The organism is Turicibacter sp. KK003 (genome assembly GCF_037014675.1).
Classification (GTDB): domain Bacteria; phylum Bacillota_I; class Bacilli_A; order MOL361; family Turicibacteraceae; genus Turicibacter; species Turicibacter faecis.
On sequence record NZ_CP142738.1, the window covers coordinates 1864687 to 1880508 of the forward strand.

General features: G+C 36.4%; 12 protein-coding genes. 1 reads left to right on the forward strand and 11 read right to left on the reverse strand.

Features of this window, described 5'->3' with window-relative positions:
- Positions 1-187: 187 nt before the first annotated feature.
- The 6 genes from VXM77_RS09125 to VXM77_RS09150 form a co-directional block, all read right to left on the reverse strand.
- Complete coding sequence (locus tag VXM77_RS09125) at positions 188-379, reverse strand: hypothetical protein (protein WP_262951114.1); 192 nt, start codon at positions 377-379, stop codon at positions 188-190.
- A gap of 379 nt (positions 380-758) precedes the next feature.
- Positions 759-3188 (reverse strand): glycogen/starch/alpha-glucan phosphorylase, encoded by a 2430-nt coding sequence (locus VXM77_RS09130; protein WP_161831163.1) that lies wholly within the window; start codon positions 3186-3188, stop codon positions 759-761.
- 316 nt (positions 3189-3504) lie between these two features.
- Positions 3505-5952 carry a glycogen/starch synthase gene (locus VXM77_RS09135; RefSeq protein ID WP_262951115.1) on the reverse strand — a complete coding sequence of 816 codons (2448 nt, stop codon included), beginning with the start codon at positions 5950-5952 and terminating at the stop codon, positions 3505-3507.
- Positions 5942-7114, reverse strand: coding sequence for a glucose-1-phosphate adenylyltransferase (locus tag VXM77_RS09140; RefSeq protein ID WP_338506119.1), 1173 nt, complete (start codon positions 7112-7114; stop codon positions 5942-5944). The genes VXM77_RS09135 and VXM77_RS09140 overlap by 11 nt, the downstream gene beginning before the upstream one ends.
- 45 nt (positions 7115-7159) lie before the next feature.
- Positions 7160-9175 (reverse strand): 1,4-alpha-glucan branching protein GlgB, encoded by a 2016-nt coding sequence (gene glgB, locus VXM77_RS09145; protein ID WP_338506120.1) that lies wholly within the window; start codon positions 9173-9175, stop codon positions 7160-7162.
- A gap of 309 nt (positions 9176-9484) precedes the next feature.
- The gene (locus tag VXM77_RS09150; protein WP_202618701.1) at positions 9485-9817 is read right to left on the reverse strand and encodes a DUF1805 domain-containing protein; all 333 of its coding nucleotides are present in this window, start codon (positions 9815-9817) and stop codon (positions 9485-9487) included.
- Between the two features lie 230 nt (positions 9818-10047).
- Here VXM77_RS09150 and VXM77_RS09155 point away from each other — a divergent pair, with 230 nt between their 5' ends.
- On the forward strand, positions 10048-10509 hold the full coding sequence (locus VXM77_RS09155) for a CBS domain-containing protein (protein ID WP_338506122.1): 462 nt from the start codon (positions 10048-10050) through the stop codon (positions 10507-10509).
- 494 nt (positions 10510-11003) lie between these two features.
- Here VXM77_RS09155 and VXM77_RS09160 read toward each other — a convergent pair whose 3' ends face one another.
- The 5 genes from VXM77_RS09160 to sufD form a co-directional block, all read right to left on the reverse strand.
- The gene (locus tag VXM77_RS09160; RefSeq protein WP_338506124.1) at positions 11004-11309 is read right to left on the reverse strand and encodes a DUF2892 domain-containing protein; all 306 of its coding nucleotides are present in this window, start codon (positions 11307-11309) and stop codon (positions 11004-11006) included.
- Between the two features lie 103 nt (positions 11310-11412).
- Positions 11413-12834, reverse strand: a complete 1422-nt coding sequence (sufB, locus tag VXM77_RS09165) for a Fe-S cluster assembly protein SufB (RefSeq protein WP_317452441.1) — start codon at positions 12832-12834, stop codon at positions 11413-11415.
- A gap of 45 nt (positions 12835-12879) precedes the next feature.
- Entirely contained in the window at positions 12880-13320 is a 441-nt protein-coding gene (sufU, locus tag VXM77_RS09170) for a Fe-S cluster assembly sulfur transfer protein SufU (protein ID WP_161831173.1), read from the reverse strand.
- Complete coding sequence (locus VXM77_RS09175) at positions 13307-14545, reverse strand: cysteine desulfurase (protein WP_262951120.1); 1239 nt, start codon at positions 14543-14545, stop codon at positions 13307-13309. The genes sufU and VXM77_RS09175 overlap by 14 nt, the downstream gene beginning before the upstream one ends.
- A gap of 4 nt (positions 14546-14549) precedes the next feature.
- Entirely contained in the window at positions 14550-15767 is a 1218-nt protein-coding gene (sufD, locus tag VXM77_RS09180; RefSeq protein WP_262951121.1) for a Fe-S cluster assembly protein SufD, read from the reverse strand.
- Positions 15768-15822 lie beyond the last annotated feature (55 nt).

The window sequence follows — 15822 nt, forward strand, 5'->3', positions numbered from 1 at the left end:
AACACAAAAAAAGACACCTATCAAGGTGTCTTTTTTTGTGTGCTCGATAGATAATCGTCTAAAAAACTTATCATCTTTTACAGTCAGTCTTACAAATTAGAGTAAATTAATAAATCTTTTTTCATCGTTAATCTTTCAAGTTCATCTATATCACTCATTGAGGATCATAAAAGAGCCTAGCTAAACGCTATACCCTTTTACGAAAAGAAATAATAACTTTACAAAAATATATCACAATAACTACATGTAATAGAGCTGGCCATGCGTATCCTATTTTTCCTATTCCACCCATTCCTATTGTTAATATAATGCGCAATACTGAGTTAATTAACGTGAAAATTAATATTAAACAAATAATAACCTTTAATAAATTAGACATTTTCTCCCTCCTTATCAAATGATTAGGATGTTAGTCTTTATTTGTCTCAACTAAAAGCAGAATATTTATAGATCTACTGTGATCAAGAGGGGGATATTCTACAACCACTGCTATAGAAATCCTAATTTCTATACTGTTAGACTGACAAATAAATTTTTCATCGCATTTTAAAACGTTGCCTCTTACGGCATAACTTAATCTTATGTCCAACCGTTAAAAACATTCAACCCCTCCTATTTTCACCGCCTTATTTATCTATAACAATAAATTACCAAAAATTCCCTATATATGCAATGAATAACTAGCGATTTTATCACATAAGAACTTATTGAGGTCTTAATAATAAAAAAAATCTCACGCTAACGTGAGATTTTTTTTATTAAAATTTTAATTTTTCTAAATGCCAAATTTGGTCTGCATATTCTTGAATCGTACGGTCTGATGAGAATTTACCAGAACGTGCAATATTAATCATTGACATTTCAGTCCATTTCTTGCGATTTTTATAAGCTTGATTAGCAGCCTCCTGCGCACGCACATAAGCATCAAAGTCTTTTAAGACAAAATACTCATCGCCATTATGTGTCACGGCATTAAAGATATCGCGGAATTCTTCTTTATCTGGTGTTAAGAATCCATTAACTAATTGATCTAATACACGACGAATACGAACATCTGTATGGTAAAGATTCCATGGGTTATATCCACCATTTTGTTGGTAATCATTAACTTCATCCGCATTTAATCCAAAGATAAAGCTATTTTCATCTCCAACTAGCTCATGAATTTCAACATTCGCTCCATCTAATGTTCCAATGGTCATAGCCCCATTCATCATAAACTTCATGTTTCCTGTTCCTGATGCCTCTTTTGATGCCGTAGAAATTTGTTCCGATAAATCAGCAGCTGGCATAATTAACTCAGCATACGTGACATTGTAATTTTCTACGAAAACAACTTTTAATAAGTTAGACGTTTCTGGATCATTATTAACTTTTTGAGCAATCGAATTAATAAGTTTAATAACCTTCTTAGCAAAATAGTAACCTGATGCTGCCTTTGCTCCGAAGATGAATGATTGAGGATGGAAGTTCGCTCTAAATTGTTCATCCTCTTTTAATCGATTGTATAAATACATAATATGCATTGCGTTTAACAACTGGCGTTTATACGCATGAAGACGCTTAACTTGAATATCAAAAATCGAGTTTGGATCTAACTTCACACCTTGCTCACGTTCAATACGATTTGCTAACGCTTGTTTACGAGCATATTTCATATTCATAATTTCTTTTTGAACTCGCTCATCATGTAATTTATCCTCTAATTTCGCTAATTCAAACGTATTCGTATGATACCCTGTTCCGATTTCTTTATCTAATAACTTTGTTAATTCTGGATTACAATGTAATAACCAACGACGATGCGTGATTCCGTTTGTTTTATTATTAAAACGATCCGGATACATTTGATAGAAATCTTTCATCTCAATATGAGTTAAGATATCTGTATGTAACTGTGCAACCCCATTAATGCTAAATGACCCGACAATTGCTAAATGAGCCATACGCACTTGATTATATCCAATAATAGCTAATTCAGCTACTTTCTCTGGTTGATTTGGATATAACTCTAATAATTTTAAACAGTAACGACGGTTAATTTCCTCCGTAATCATATAAATACGTGGTAATAATGGTTGGAATAAATCAACCGGCCATTTTTCAAGTGCTTCCGCTAAAATTGTATGGTTCGTGTAAGCACATGAATGTTGAGTAATTTCCCAAGCTTGATCCCAACCGTACCCCTCTTCATCAATTAAAATACGCATTAATTCTGGAACGATTAAGGCTGGATGCGTATCGTTAATATGTAACACATTTTTTTCATGGAAATTATTCAATGTTCCGTAAACTTCTTTATGTTGACGTACAGCCCATCTTACACCGGCTGCTACAAAGAAGTATTGTTGTTTTAAACGTAAGATTTTTCCTTCTATTGTTGAATCATCTGGATATAAGAATTCTGAAATATTACGTACATCTTTTTCATATTCAACAGCTGAAATATGATCAGGATACTTATTTTCTGTCGGTTCCGATGACCATAAACGTAATGTATTAACCGTTTTATTGTTATTCGCTACGTCCCCTACAACAGGTACATCATAAGGCACAGCTCTTACATACTCAGCTGGTACATGTTTATAGACTTCTTTCCCATCAACATTCTCTATTTGAACGTGTCCGTAGAACGGAATTTCAACCGATTCATTTGACTTACGAACTTCCCATACGTAACCACGTTGTAACCATTTATCTGGAATTTCTACTTGATAACCATCGATAATCTTTTGCTCAAAGAATCCATAACGATAACGTAATCCATTACCGTGCCCTGGTAATCCTAAAGATGCAATAGAGTCCATAAAACATGCTGCTAGACGACCTAATCCCCCATTACCAAGACCCGCATCTGCCTCAATGCGCTCTAATTCATTTAAGTCAATTGCTAACTCATTCATTGCTTCTTCAATAACCGGACGGATTCCCAAGTTCATGATGTTATTTGTTAATAAACGTCCCATCAAAAACTCCATTGAGAAATAGTAGACTTGTTTATGCTTCCCCTCAACAATCGCCTCGTTTGTCTCAATCCAATTTGATGAGATATACTCACGAACAAGTGTCCCTAGTGTGAAATATCTTTGGTGCGGTGTACTTTCTTCAAATTTAACGCCGTAAATTTGTTCCACTCGCGTCTGAAACGTATCCTTAAATACGTCTTTATTCGCAAATACATTAGCCATGAGAATAAATCTCCCTTCCATGTATGCAACACCCCTCCGATGTTACATATCTTTCCATTTCATAATCTTATTATATCAGATAATTTAAAAGATGAAAGCTCTGTTTCAGATGTAACGCGTTCCTTTTAAAGCTAAAAAATGCTATATTTCTGCAAATTTCATCTCGTTTATTTCGCCAGAACCAAAATATTACAGAAATACCTCTCTCTTTCAATATCATGGTGCCATCAAAAAAATAACGCTCTTATCTTCATAAACCTGATCCCTATTAAAGGTGATGGAATCACCTCATAAAAAAAGGAGTCTAATCCGACTCCTACTCTTCATTAATTAAATTTCTATAAAGATTAATATATTTTTCCGTTGAATTTTTCCAACTTAAATCTTGACTCATGGCACTCTGAACTAATTTATCCCAATGTTCAGGCATATGATAAAAATTAATCGCACGCTTTAATGTAAACAACATATCATGCGCGTTATAGTGAGCAAAACCGAATCCATTTCCATGTTGAATAAATTCATTATATGGAATAATAGTATCCTTTAATCCCCCTGTTTCCCTTACAACCGGGATCGTTCCATATTTTAATGCTATCATTTGGCTAATCCCACACGGTTCAAAACGTGAAGGCATTAAGAAAAGGTCACTTCCTGCATAGATCATTTGAGAATTATATGAGTAAAATCCGATATTTACAGAAACCTTATTCGGGTACTTTTGGGCCATTGCCTTAAAGAAACTCGTATATTTGTAATCCCCATCGCCTAATAAAACGAATTGAACATTTTCATTCATGAGTTCTTCAAAGACCTTTAAAATAAGATCAAACCCCTTTTGTTCAACTAAACGCGAAACCATTCCAATGACCGGCACATTTGGATTCACTGGAAGTCCTAATTCACGTTGCATTTGACATTTATTCTCTTTCTTATTTTCAACGGTCTTCGGTGTATATCGTTTATAAATACTCAAATCCGTTGCCGGATTATTATAATTATAATTAATCCCATTTAAAATACCATGTAAATGATCTTTTCGTGCGACAATAAAGCGATCAAGCCCCTCCGCAAAATATGGATAACAAATTTCATTACAATAAGTTTCAGAAACGGTTGTCACCTCATCACTTGTTACAATAGCCGTTTTCATAAAGTTGACTTTTTCAAATAGCATCACTTCATTTGGTATTGAATCAAATTGCGATATAATGGCTAAATCTGATACATCGCATATTCCTTGATAATGAATATTATGAATCGTAAACACCGTTTTTGTGAACATAAAGTGATTGCTCCGTTTTGCAAATACATTTTTCATGAAATATGGAACTAGACCCGTTAACCAGTCATGAGAATGAATAATATCATATTTATGTCCACTTTTTTCAATAAAGTCTAAAGCTAGATAACAGTATAATTCATAGCGTTGACAATCATCACGATAACCATATAATTTTTCACGTGTTAACTCTCCACATGAAATGAAATAATAATTAATTCCATCTTTCGTATAACGATAAACATCATAAGGAACATCCAATTTCCCTATCACAGCAACCGATCGTAATTCATGACTTAAATTTTCCTGGTATCGATCAGATAATGAGTTAAAAAGTGGTAAAATAACATCCACATTTAACCCCTGATTAATAAGTTCCTGTGTAAGTTCAAACGTTACATCAGCGAGTCCCCCCGTTTTATAGAATGGAACACATTCAGTTGAGATTTGAGCGACGCTAATTCCTTTATTACCAATCACTCGCTGCCCCTTGCCAATAACAATAGGGGTATACTCTTGACCACTTAGGCGAGCCCCGTCACTAATATAAACATGCTTATCCGTAATGACCTGTTCAATAATACTATTTTCCCCAATAACCGTTCGCGGTAAAATAACCGAGTTTCTAACAATGGCCCCTCGTTTAATCGTTACATCTCGAAATAGCACACAGTTTTCGACCTTACCTTCAATTCGACATCCATTGGCAATCATTGAATTAGTAACATCGGCTTGTTTCGTATAAAACGTCGGTGACTCATCTTTTGTCTTCGTAAGAACGGGACGCTCAAGCAAGAAAATTTGAAACCCGTACTCATAATGTAGCATATCAAGATTTGCTCGATAGTACGACAAAATAGAATCAATGGTACGCGTGTAAATACGATGCTCATAACGATTAATCTTAATTCCATCATTCATTTCAACTAGATCAAGAACCGTTTGATATGGTGAAATCTCATACTTTAAAATTAAATCAATTAAATATTCGCGAGATAAAACAAAAATATTAACCGGTTTATTTCGATAATGAACCTGAGTCACATCTGATTTTGAATCGATATGTGACTGAACCAACTCTTCAAATGGAATGGTCGTAATAATATTAGCATGATATAAAACCACATATTTTTGTCGAGAACGGAGGAAATATTCAATATATTCCCTCATTCTCGCAAAAGTGAGCGTATTTGCAATGGCACTTACTTCTTTTTTAGGGGGAAGCAAGAATAGCCCATCGACCTTACGATCAAGACCCCAAAATTTTCCCGAGCGGATATGGTCACTTAATGAGTGATAGTCCCCATCCGGAAAAATTGATACATTTGTAAGCCCAGAATGGACGGCATTCGATAGGGCGAAATCGACTAAACGATAACGTCCTGCAAAAGGTAGGGCGGCTACACAACGCTGATTTAGTAAGTTTTGAAGCGATTGGGAAGTATTCGTTCCATCAATCACACACAATGCCTTATTTTTCATGATCTTCTCCCCTCCCCTGATGCTCAAGAATTTCCTCTAAATTATCATTTGTCACCAAAATAATATTTGTTTCATCGCCGTGAATCTCAGTATGAGCCGGAATCACAACTTCATCTCCGATAACTGCATAACTAATGTGGCAATCATGTTCAATTTGAGCACTCGTTAAAATGACACTTTTTTCAACAATGGAGCGCTCTTGAATAACGCAACGGTGACCAATGATTGAATCATATATTTCACCGAAAACCATGCTCCCCTCATTAATCCAAGTATTTCGGACCTTAGCCTCCTTTAAAATATGATGTGGCGGGAGGTTAGGTGTTTTTGAGAAAATAGGCCAACTATAATCATGCAGATTTAAATCATTATCTGAATCTAATAAATCCATATGTGCCTTCCAATAACCTTCAACCGTTCCAACATCGCGCCAGTACCCCTTATACTCATAAGCAAACACAGCCGAATCCGTCTCGATAAAGTAAGGAATAACATCTTGAGCAAAATCGACCCCCTCATAAAGATGTCTTTGATACTTATGAATAATATCATCTTTAAACTTCTTCCAACTAAAAACATAGACCCCCATTGATGCTAAACGACTTTCTGTTTTCTGAGGCTTTTCTTCAAACTCTATCACTCGATTTTCATGATCAACCTTCAACATTCCAAATCTTTTAGTCTCTTCTTCGGGAACACGAATCGTTGAAATTGTCAATTGAGATCCCTTTTCAATATGATAATCAATCAACTTACGGTAATCCATTTTATAAATATGATCTGCCGATAAAACCAATAAATAATCTGGGTTATATTGCTCAATAAATGGCATATTTAATATGACAGCCTCAGCTGTTCCCCCTTGCCATAAGAACCCATAATCACGAGACGTATAAGGCCCCATTAATGTAACAGATGCCCCATGGACATCAAGATCCCATGAACTCCCCTCTCCAATATAACTATTTAATTCTAACGGTTCATATTGTGTTAATACCCCAACCTGATCAATTCCTGAATTTGTACAATTACTTAATACGAAGTCTATTAGACGATACTTTCCTGCAAATGATACGGCAGGCTTAGGACGATGAATGGTTAGCTCTTTTAATCGGGTTCCTTTCCCCCCGGCTAATATCATAGCGACACTATTAACTGCCATTCTTTTCCCCTCCCCTTAGCAAAATACCTTCAAAACAACGAACAATTAAGCTTCCATCTCTGTCTCAATTGTCTCAATTAATTCCTCTTCCTCTAAAACAACCTCTTCATTTTTTTTAGCACGATACTTTAAAATAACTGCCCCATATGGTGGAATCGTCATTTCAATAAAATATGGTTTTCCATGACAGATTCCTTCAGATGCAACCAATGGTAATCCATTATATTGATTTGATCCGTGATAATAATTACGATCACTATTTAAAACCTCTACATATTCTCCTTCTTTTGGAACACCAAGACGATAGTTATGGTAAGAAACTGGTTTGAAGTTTAGCACAACTACGACAAAATCCTCAGAATCTTTCGCACGGCGAATATAAGAGAACATACTTTGCTCATTATTATTAACGTCAATCCATTCAAATCCTTCAAATGAATGATCTAATTCCCAAAACGCTGCATTATTTAAATAGACTTTATTTAAATCTTTAATATATCGATTTGACGCATCATGAGCCGGATACGTTAATAAATGCCAGTCCACTTGCTCCTTATCTTTCCACTCATGGAATTGAGCAATTTCATTTGCCATAAAGTTCAACTTCTTACCTGGTAATGTCATTTGGTAAGTACATAACAAACGATATTGGGCCATTTTTTGCCAGTAATCTCCTGGAGCTTTATCAACTAATGATTTCTTCCCATGGACAACTTCATCATGCGAAAATGGTAAGACAAAGTTTTCACTATAGGCGTATGCCATTGCAAAAGTAATGTAGTTATGATGATATGGACGATAAATATTATCTAATTCAATATAGTCTAATGTATCGTTCATCCATCCCATATTCCATTTGTAACTAAATCCTAACCCGCCAACAGAAACTGGTGCAGTGACTAATGGATAGCTTGTTGAATCCTCAGCAATCATTAATACTTTATCATCCTCGGCAAAGATTTCAGTATTCATACGTTTTAAGAATTCAATGGCACCGTGATTTTCACCACGCTCCTTATTTCCACCCCAATAAATAATATTTGCCACGGCATCAACACGGAATCCATCGACATGGTAGTACTTCATCCAAAATAAAGCATTTGAAATTAAGAAACTACGTACTTCTCCTTTAGCTAAATCAAAGTTAGCTGTTCCCCATTCTGAAACGGCCGCATCATCAAATGGATATTCGTAAACTGCTTCCCCATCAAATTTATAAAGACCATGTGCATCACGGCAGAAATGTCCTGGAACCCAGTCCATAATAACACCAATTCCTGCTTCGTGGCATCGATTAATAAACATCATGAGATCCTTTGGTTCCCCGTAACGGCTACTCGCTGCGTAATATCCTGTTGCTTGGTATCCCCAAGACCCATCAAATGGATGTTCATAAAGTGGCATTAATTCGATATGCGTATAGCTATGATCTAAGACATATTGAATTAAATCATCCGCGATTTCAGCATAAGTATGAAAAGATTCTGTCTCTACTAGCTCTTCCCCACGACGCCAAGATCCTAGGTGTAATTCATAAATATTTAACGGTTGTTCAAAAATATTAGATTGTCGGCGTTTGTTAACCCACTTCTCATCTGTCCACTCAAATCCTTCAATATCATAAATCATTGAAGCCGTATTTGGACGATTTTCCGCATAAAAAGCGTAAGGATCGGCTTTAAGGATTTTTTCCCCCCATGATGTTGTAATTTCATATTTATATAAATGACCCTCTTGCAATTTTGGAATGTAAAGTGACCAGATTCCATTCTCTCCAATCATACCATGCAATTCTCCATTCCAATGATTAAAATCACCAACAACTGCCACGTGTTTAGCATGAGGCGCATAAACACAAAAGTATGTTCCTAAAATTCCTGATTCGTCACGAACAACATGTGCCCCAAACTTTTTATAAAGTTGCTTATGTGTCCCCTCGCTAAAAAAGTAGCGATCGATATCCGTAAATTCGCAATAAGGTTTCACCTTTTTTACTAAGCTACTTTTAATTTCATTTTTAAATGAGTTGCGATTTTCCTGTGCTAATTCAAATTCAAACATTAAACTTCCCCCTTAATAAACAGTAGCGCGACGCCTGTTCCTTTTAAATGATATTCCACATCTCAACTTCTAAAGAACGAGTGTCACCCGATATTCGAATTAATATGGTAAATCATTCATTCCTTTATTATAGCGTAGAATAGGGAATTGATTTGTCTAATTTTGAAGGATGCATCGTAGTTTTATACTTTTTAATAGGTTCCCCCGTCCCAGTAGATATCCCCTACTGATTGGCACAAGGCATCTCCCACTAACCAGAGCCTGACAATAAAAAAGATTATCCTCTAACGGATAACCCCTTTTATAAAACTATTTTTCAACGCTCTTTGCCATTAACACTAAGGCATCTCTACCAATTGTCCCCGGTTTAATTCCTAACTCCTCGCAAGCAACCGTTACTTTCGCAAGCGGAGCATCTAAAAGTTGTTGAATACTACGAACTCCTTCTGCACGCCCTGCAATAATTTTACGAGCTCTTAACTTTTCACTATTATTAAAGAAATCAATATCAAGAGCCGCACACATGATATAACCCACCGTTTCATGTGACACAATAAATAATGTAGTTTTAGGTAACGCTACCTCATAAGTTAAGAATTCATAACCTTCAATGTTAATTTTATTTATGTTTAGCACACTCATCACCTCCCTATAGCATATGCGCACAAAAAATCATTCATGATATCCTTTCCCTAAAATTTAACGAAATTAATAAACTTCTCACTCCAGGGGAGAATAGAATCTGATTCTTATCCCTACCTCTTTCCCTATTAAAACTCTTACACGTTCTGAATGAATAAACTAAAAAGTGGGATAAGACTCCGGTGATTGCACAAACTAAATACAAATATAAAAGGTAAGGAGTCCTGTTCATGAATGTAAAACAATTTATGACTGATGGTATTGAAGCAATTACCGCTCACGATACTGTTTTAAATGCCTCTCGAATGATGAAAAAAAATAATATTGGTTCCGTTCCTGTCATCGATGATGCTTCACAGGTCATCGGTATTATTACAGATCGTGATATTGTCATCCGGGCGTTCGCTGATATCCTCCCTATGAATACTAAAGTCGAAGAAATCATGACGCAACCCGTTTACACCATTAAAGAAGATGCAGAAGTCGGATGCGCCATCTCACTCATGGCCGATAAACAGGTGCGCCGCCTCCCCGTTACGGACGATGAGGGGAGATTAGTTGGAATGATTACCCTTGGTGATTTGGCCATCCACCAATTGACGGATGGGCGTGCTGAAATTGCACTAAAAGAAATATCTGAACCTTGTACAAACCCTAATTGCGACTTAGAGGTTGACGATTTTCCACTATAAAATGATTGATATTCAATCATTCCTCACTTTTCCACCCTATCATCTCACCCTTGATAAAGCCCCTTATAGTAGAATTAACCGTAAAAACGAAAGTATCTTACTTAACGATATTTTCGTTTTTATATTGGTGAAAAACACCTTTGTCATCCCGTCAAAAATTCCCCATTTCTATTTAGAGCGTCCTAGCCACTTTAACCTATTAATCATCACACTAGAATGACATTCACTTGTCCGGGAGGTCTATAAATAACTTCATCTCTTAAGACAACGCCTTGAAGGAAATCGAATCCTTAATCCTCCTAGAGTTCCCTCCCTTTTTGAGCTCATAAAAAAACTCGTAGCGCCTACCCTATCATGAATGGATAAGTACTACGAGTTTTTTCGCCATCCAAAACTAAATAAATTAACAGACTCGTTTAAGCCTTTGAACGACTTTTAGTTAACAGAATTAACTCTGTTTAAAGAAAAGAGGCCCATTTAAACGAATGGCTATCCTACGCCTCTGCATGATGGTCACAATGACATCCACATTCATGCTCTAACTCTTCGAATTCATCATCATCTTCCTCAACATCTAAGACACAACTTCCTAATGCCTCATCTAATAATTCCTCATCAGACATCGTTGAGCAGTTGAAAAGATCTAAAACTGGGCAATATCTTGTTACCCCTTCTGCAACTTTAAGACTCCCTAAAGCAGCTAAACATCCTTTATGCTTCATGATTCCTAAACTAATGAGCATTAACCCTGCACTAATTCGAATATAAGCGTCTGTACGCCCAACATTTTTCACACACATAGATTCATCATTCCTTTCGTGTTTAATATTCCACTTTTTCGACAAATATATACAACAAAAAGGCAATGTCTAATTAGACACATTGCCTTTTCACCTTTATCTTTTATCCAATTGATCCGTTCATTTCTAATTTTAATAATTGGTTTAATTCTACAGCATATTCCATCGGTAACTCTTTTGCGAAAGGTTCGATGAATCCCATAACAATCATTTCTGTTGCTTGTTCTTCAGTTAACCCTCGGCTCATTAAATAAAATAACTGTTCCTCTGAAACTTTAGAAACTGTCGCCTCATGTTGGATAGTAACATCATCATTCTTTACAATGTTATACGGAATTGTATCTGACTTTGAAAGACTATCTAAAATAATCGTATCACATTCCACATGAGATTTTGCTCCCTTCGCTTTTTTCCCATGCTCGACAATCCCACGATAAGTTACATTTCCACCATTTCGTGACAATGATTTCGAAATAATCGTCGATGACGTATTAGGAGCTAAGTGAATCATTTTAGCCCCTGCATCCTGGATTTGTCCTTCTCCAGCAAAAGCAATTGAGATCGTTGTTCCCTTCGCACCTTCACCTTTTAACACACACGCCGGATACTTCATTGTAATCTTTGATCCGATATTCCCGTCAATCCATTCCATATGCGCGTAATCTTCACACACAGCACGTTTCGTTACTAGGTTTAAAATATTATTTGACCAGTTCTGAATCGTTGAGTATCGACAACGCCCACCTTTGCGAACATAAATCTCTACAACAGCGGCGTGTAACGAATCGGCAGAATAGGTCGGTGCCGTACATCCTTCAACATAATGGATATCAGCTCCCTCATCAACAATAATCAATGTTCGCTCGAATTGTCCCATGCTTTCTGTATTAATACGGAAATAAGATTGGAGCGGTTTTTCAATTTTAACCCCTTTTGGAACGTAAATAAACGATCCTCCTGACCAAACTGCACTGTTTAACGCGGCAAATTTATTATCCGCATATGGAATAACCTTACCAAAATATTCTTTAAATAAATCTGGATATTGGCGTAAGGCAGAATCTGTATCCATAAAAATAACGCCAGCTTCTTCAAGTTCTTTTTGGTTATTGTGATAAACCACTTCTGATTCATATTGAGTTGAAACCCCTGATAAAAATTTAGCCTCTGCTTCAGGAATTCCTAATTTATCAAATGTATCCTTAATTTCATCAGGAACGTCTTCCCAACTATTTTCAGCCTTTTCAGAAGGTTTAATGTAATAAGTATACTCGTCAAAGTCAATTTCTGATAAGTCAGGTCCCCATGCTGGCATCTTTGTTTTTGCGAAATGGGCATAAGCCTTTAACCGATAATTAAGCATCCACTCTGGTTCACCTTTAATCGCTGAGATTTCCCTAACAACCGCTTCAGAAATTCCTTTTCCCGTGTCTTTTAAATTTTTATGTTCGGTCTTAAAACCGTATTTATAGTCCGTTACAATACCTTCAAGTTCATGCTTTTTTTCTTTTATTTCAGCGCTCACCCAGTAACCCTCCATTTCGGTTTGGTATGATATCCATCTTAACTCTTATTTTTTTAATTCGTTAATCGCTTGCTCTGCAGCCTTCCATGAAATAGTTGCACATTTTACACGTGCTGGAAATTTTGAAACACCTTGATAAACAGGTGAATCCCCCATATCTAACTCTTCATCATAGTCGTTTCCTTTTACTAGTTCATAAAAGTTATTTGTAATAGCTTGAGCTTCATCTAATGTTTTTTCCTTTAATGTTTGCGTCATAACAGACGCTGAAGAACAGCAAATTGAACACCCTGTCCCTTGATGACGTAAATCAGTCAGTTTTCCATCTTCAACCTTTACTTGAACAGTAATATCGTCGCCGCAGGTTGGATTTTTTAAATGTACTTCATGATATCCGTCCTCTTGCAATAATCCTTTATTACGAGGGTTTTTATAATGATCCATAATAACTTGGCGATATAGTTGCTCTAAATTAGAAAAAGACACCGTCAAAAAACTCCTTTCCTTTACGAGTGGCCTCAATAAATGCATCCACTTCCTCTTTTGTATTATATAAATAAAAACTTGCTCTTAGTGTAGCAGGTTGGCATAGCCATCCCATAAGGGGTTGCGCACAATGATGTCCTGCACGAACACAAATTCCTTCCGTATCATAAATCGTCGCTGCATCATGCGGATGAACCCCATCGATATTAAATGAGATAATCCCCGTCTTTGCATCACGATTAAAGATTGTAATTCCACCTAATTCATCTAACTTTGAAACCGCATATTCACGAAGTTCCAACTCGTGTTGAGCAATCGCATCAAAGCCAATAGATTGTAAGTAGTCAATTGCTGCTCCTAATCCAATCGCACCTGCAATAACAGGTGTTCCCGCTTCAAAGCGATAAGGAGCATCTTTCCAAGTTGATGTTGTTTCTCCTACGATATCAATCATCTCTCCACCAAATTCAATAGGCTCTAATGAATTTAAAAGATCATATTTACCGTATAAAACACCAACCCCAGTCGGCCCACACATTTTATGAGCACTAAATGATAAAAAATCACAATCTAGGTCTTGAACATCAATCTTCATATGCGGAACAGCCTGTGCAGCATCAACTGAAACAATCGCTCCCACTTCATGAGCTAATGCAGTAATTTCTTTAATTGGCGATTCATACCCCATTACATTAGAAACATAGTTAATGGCAACAACCTTCGTCTTTTCACTTAAAACTTTTTTAAAATTGTCAACCGTAATATGTCCTGTCGCATCAAGAGGAATAAACTTTAAAACAGCCCCCGTCACCCGTGCTACGTGTTGCCAAGGTAAGAAACTACTGTGGTGTTCTAACTCAGACACAATAATTTCGTCTCCTGCCTTTAAATGATAGAGACCGAAACTTTGGGCCACTAAATTTAAAGAATGCGTCGCCCCTTTAGTGAAGACAATTTCAGATGCCGTCTTAGCATTAATTAATTGTCTAACCTTTTCTCGAGCTCCCTCGTATAATTCAGTGGCATCATTACTCAACTGATAGACGCCACGATGAACATTTGAGGTTGTCTTTGTATTGTAATTATTGACGGCATCAATGACCTTTTGAGGCTTTAATGTCGTTGCACCACTATCTAAATAAACTAAAGGGTGCCCATTCATCTCTTCCTTTAAAATAGGAAAATCTTCACGGATTCGATTCACATCAATTGACATTACATTCACCTCTTTAAGCGTTAATTTTACGTTCGATTACTTTTACGAATTCAGCTTTAATTGATTCACTTTGAATATCTTCAATAAAAGGCATTAAAAACCCATGAATAATTAAAATTTCGGCCGCTTGGCGCGTTAACCCACGACTCATTAAATAATAAAGTTGTTCTTCATCAACTTTTCCGACACCCGCAGCATGTCCCGCCTGCACATCGTATTCATCAATTAATAAGATTGGATTAGCATCAGCGCGGGCCGTTTCAGATAAAATCATCGCACGACTTTCCTGTTGAGCATTTGATCCACGCATTCCTTTATTAATCTTTCCAATTCCATTAAACGTTAACTGCGCTGCATCCTTTGACACTCCATGATTCACAATGTGACCCTCTGTATACGGGGCATGGTGCTCAATATTAATTGTAATATTTTGCTTTTGTCCACCTTCTGCAATAGCAACCGTCTTCACCCATGCCGACGCACCCTGTCCATTTAAATCTACTAAGTTTTCAGATACCGTATTTCCATCATTTAATGCACCCAATGATAATAAAAATCTACCATTTGAGGAAACTGAAGCTTTACGACATTGATAAACCGTTGTTTGTTCGTGTAATCGATCCATTGCCGCATACTCAACTTGCGCATTATCTAAAACAACAACCTCAGACACCGCATTAATCATCGCTTGAGACTGATTGTAATAATTTTCGATATATTTAAATTGGGAATTCGGTTCCGCCACCACGAGTGTGCGATTCATTAACGATCCGTTCATTTGAACATAGATGACATTCAAACATTCTTCAATGACCTTATTCTTAGGGATATGAATAAATAATCCACTATTTAAATGCGCAACATTAGTCGCGACTAATTGATTTTCCTCCATTGGAACTACCGACATTAAATGAGATTTAAATAACTCCTCATACGTCGTTAACGCTTCTTCTAAAGTCGCAATCGTTACACCATCAAATGCCTCGGTTAACTTCTTATAGATTATTTCACCGTCACAAACAATCATCATGTTTTTTTCCGCTTCATCATTTAAAAACGTGAGTGCTGATAAAACATCCTCCTGATTAACTTTCATCTCCTGACGCATCTCAGGTTGATCAAAAGCCCACTTTTTAATCACTGTGCCATCCGCTTTAGGCAAGGCCAATGTCTTCATTTTATCCAATACCGTTTTTTGCATTTCATTAAACCAATTTGGTAACTGCGTCATTTTATTTGACCCCTTTCATCTATTACATTAAACTTTCATTTATTTATAAACTTAA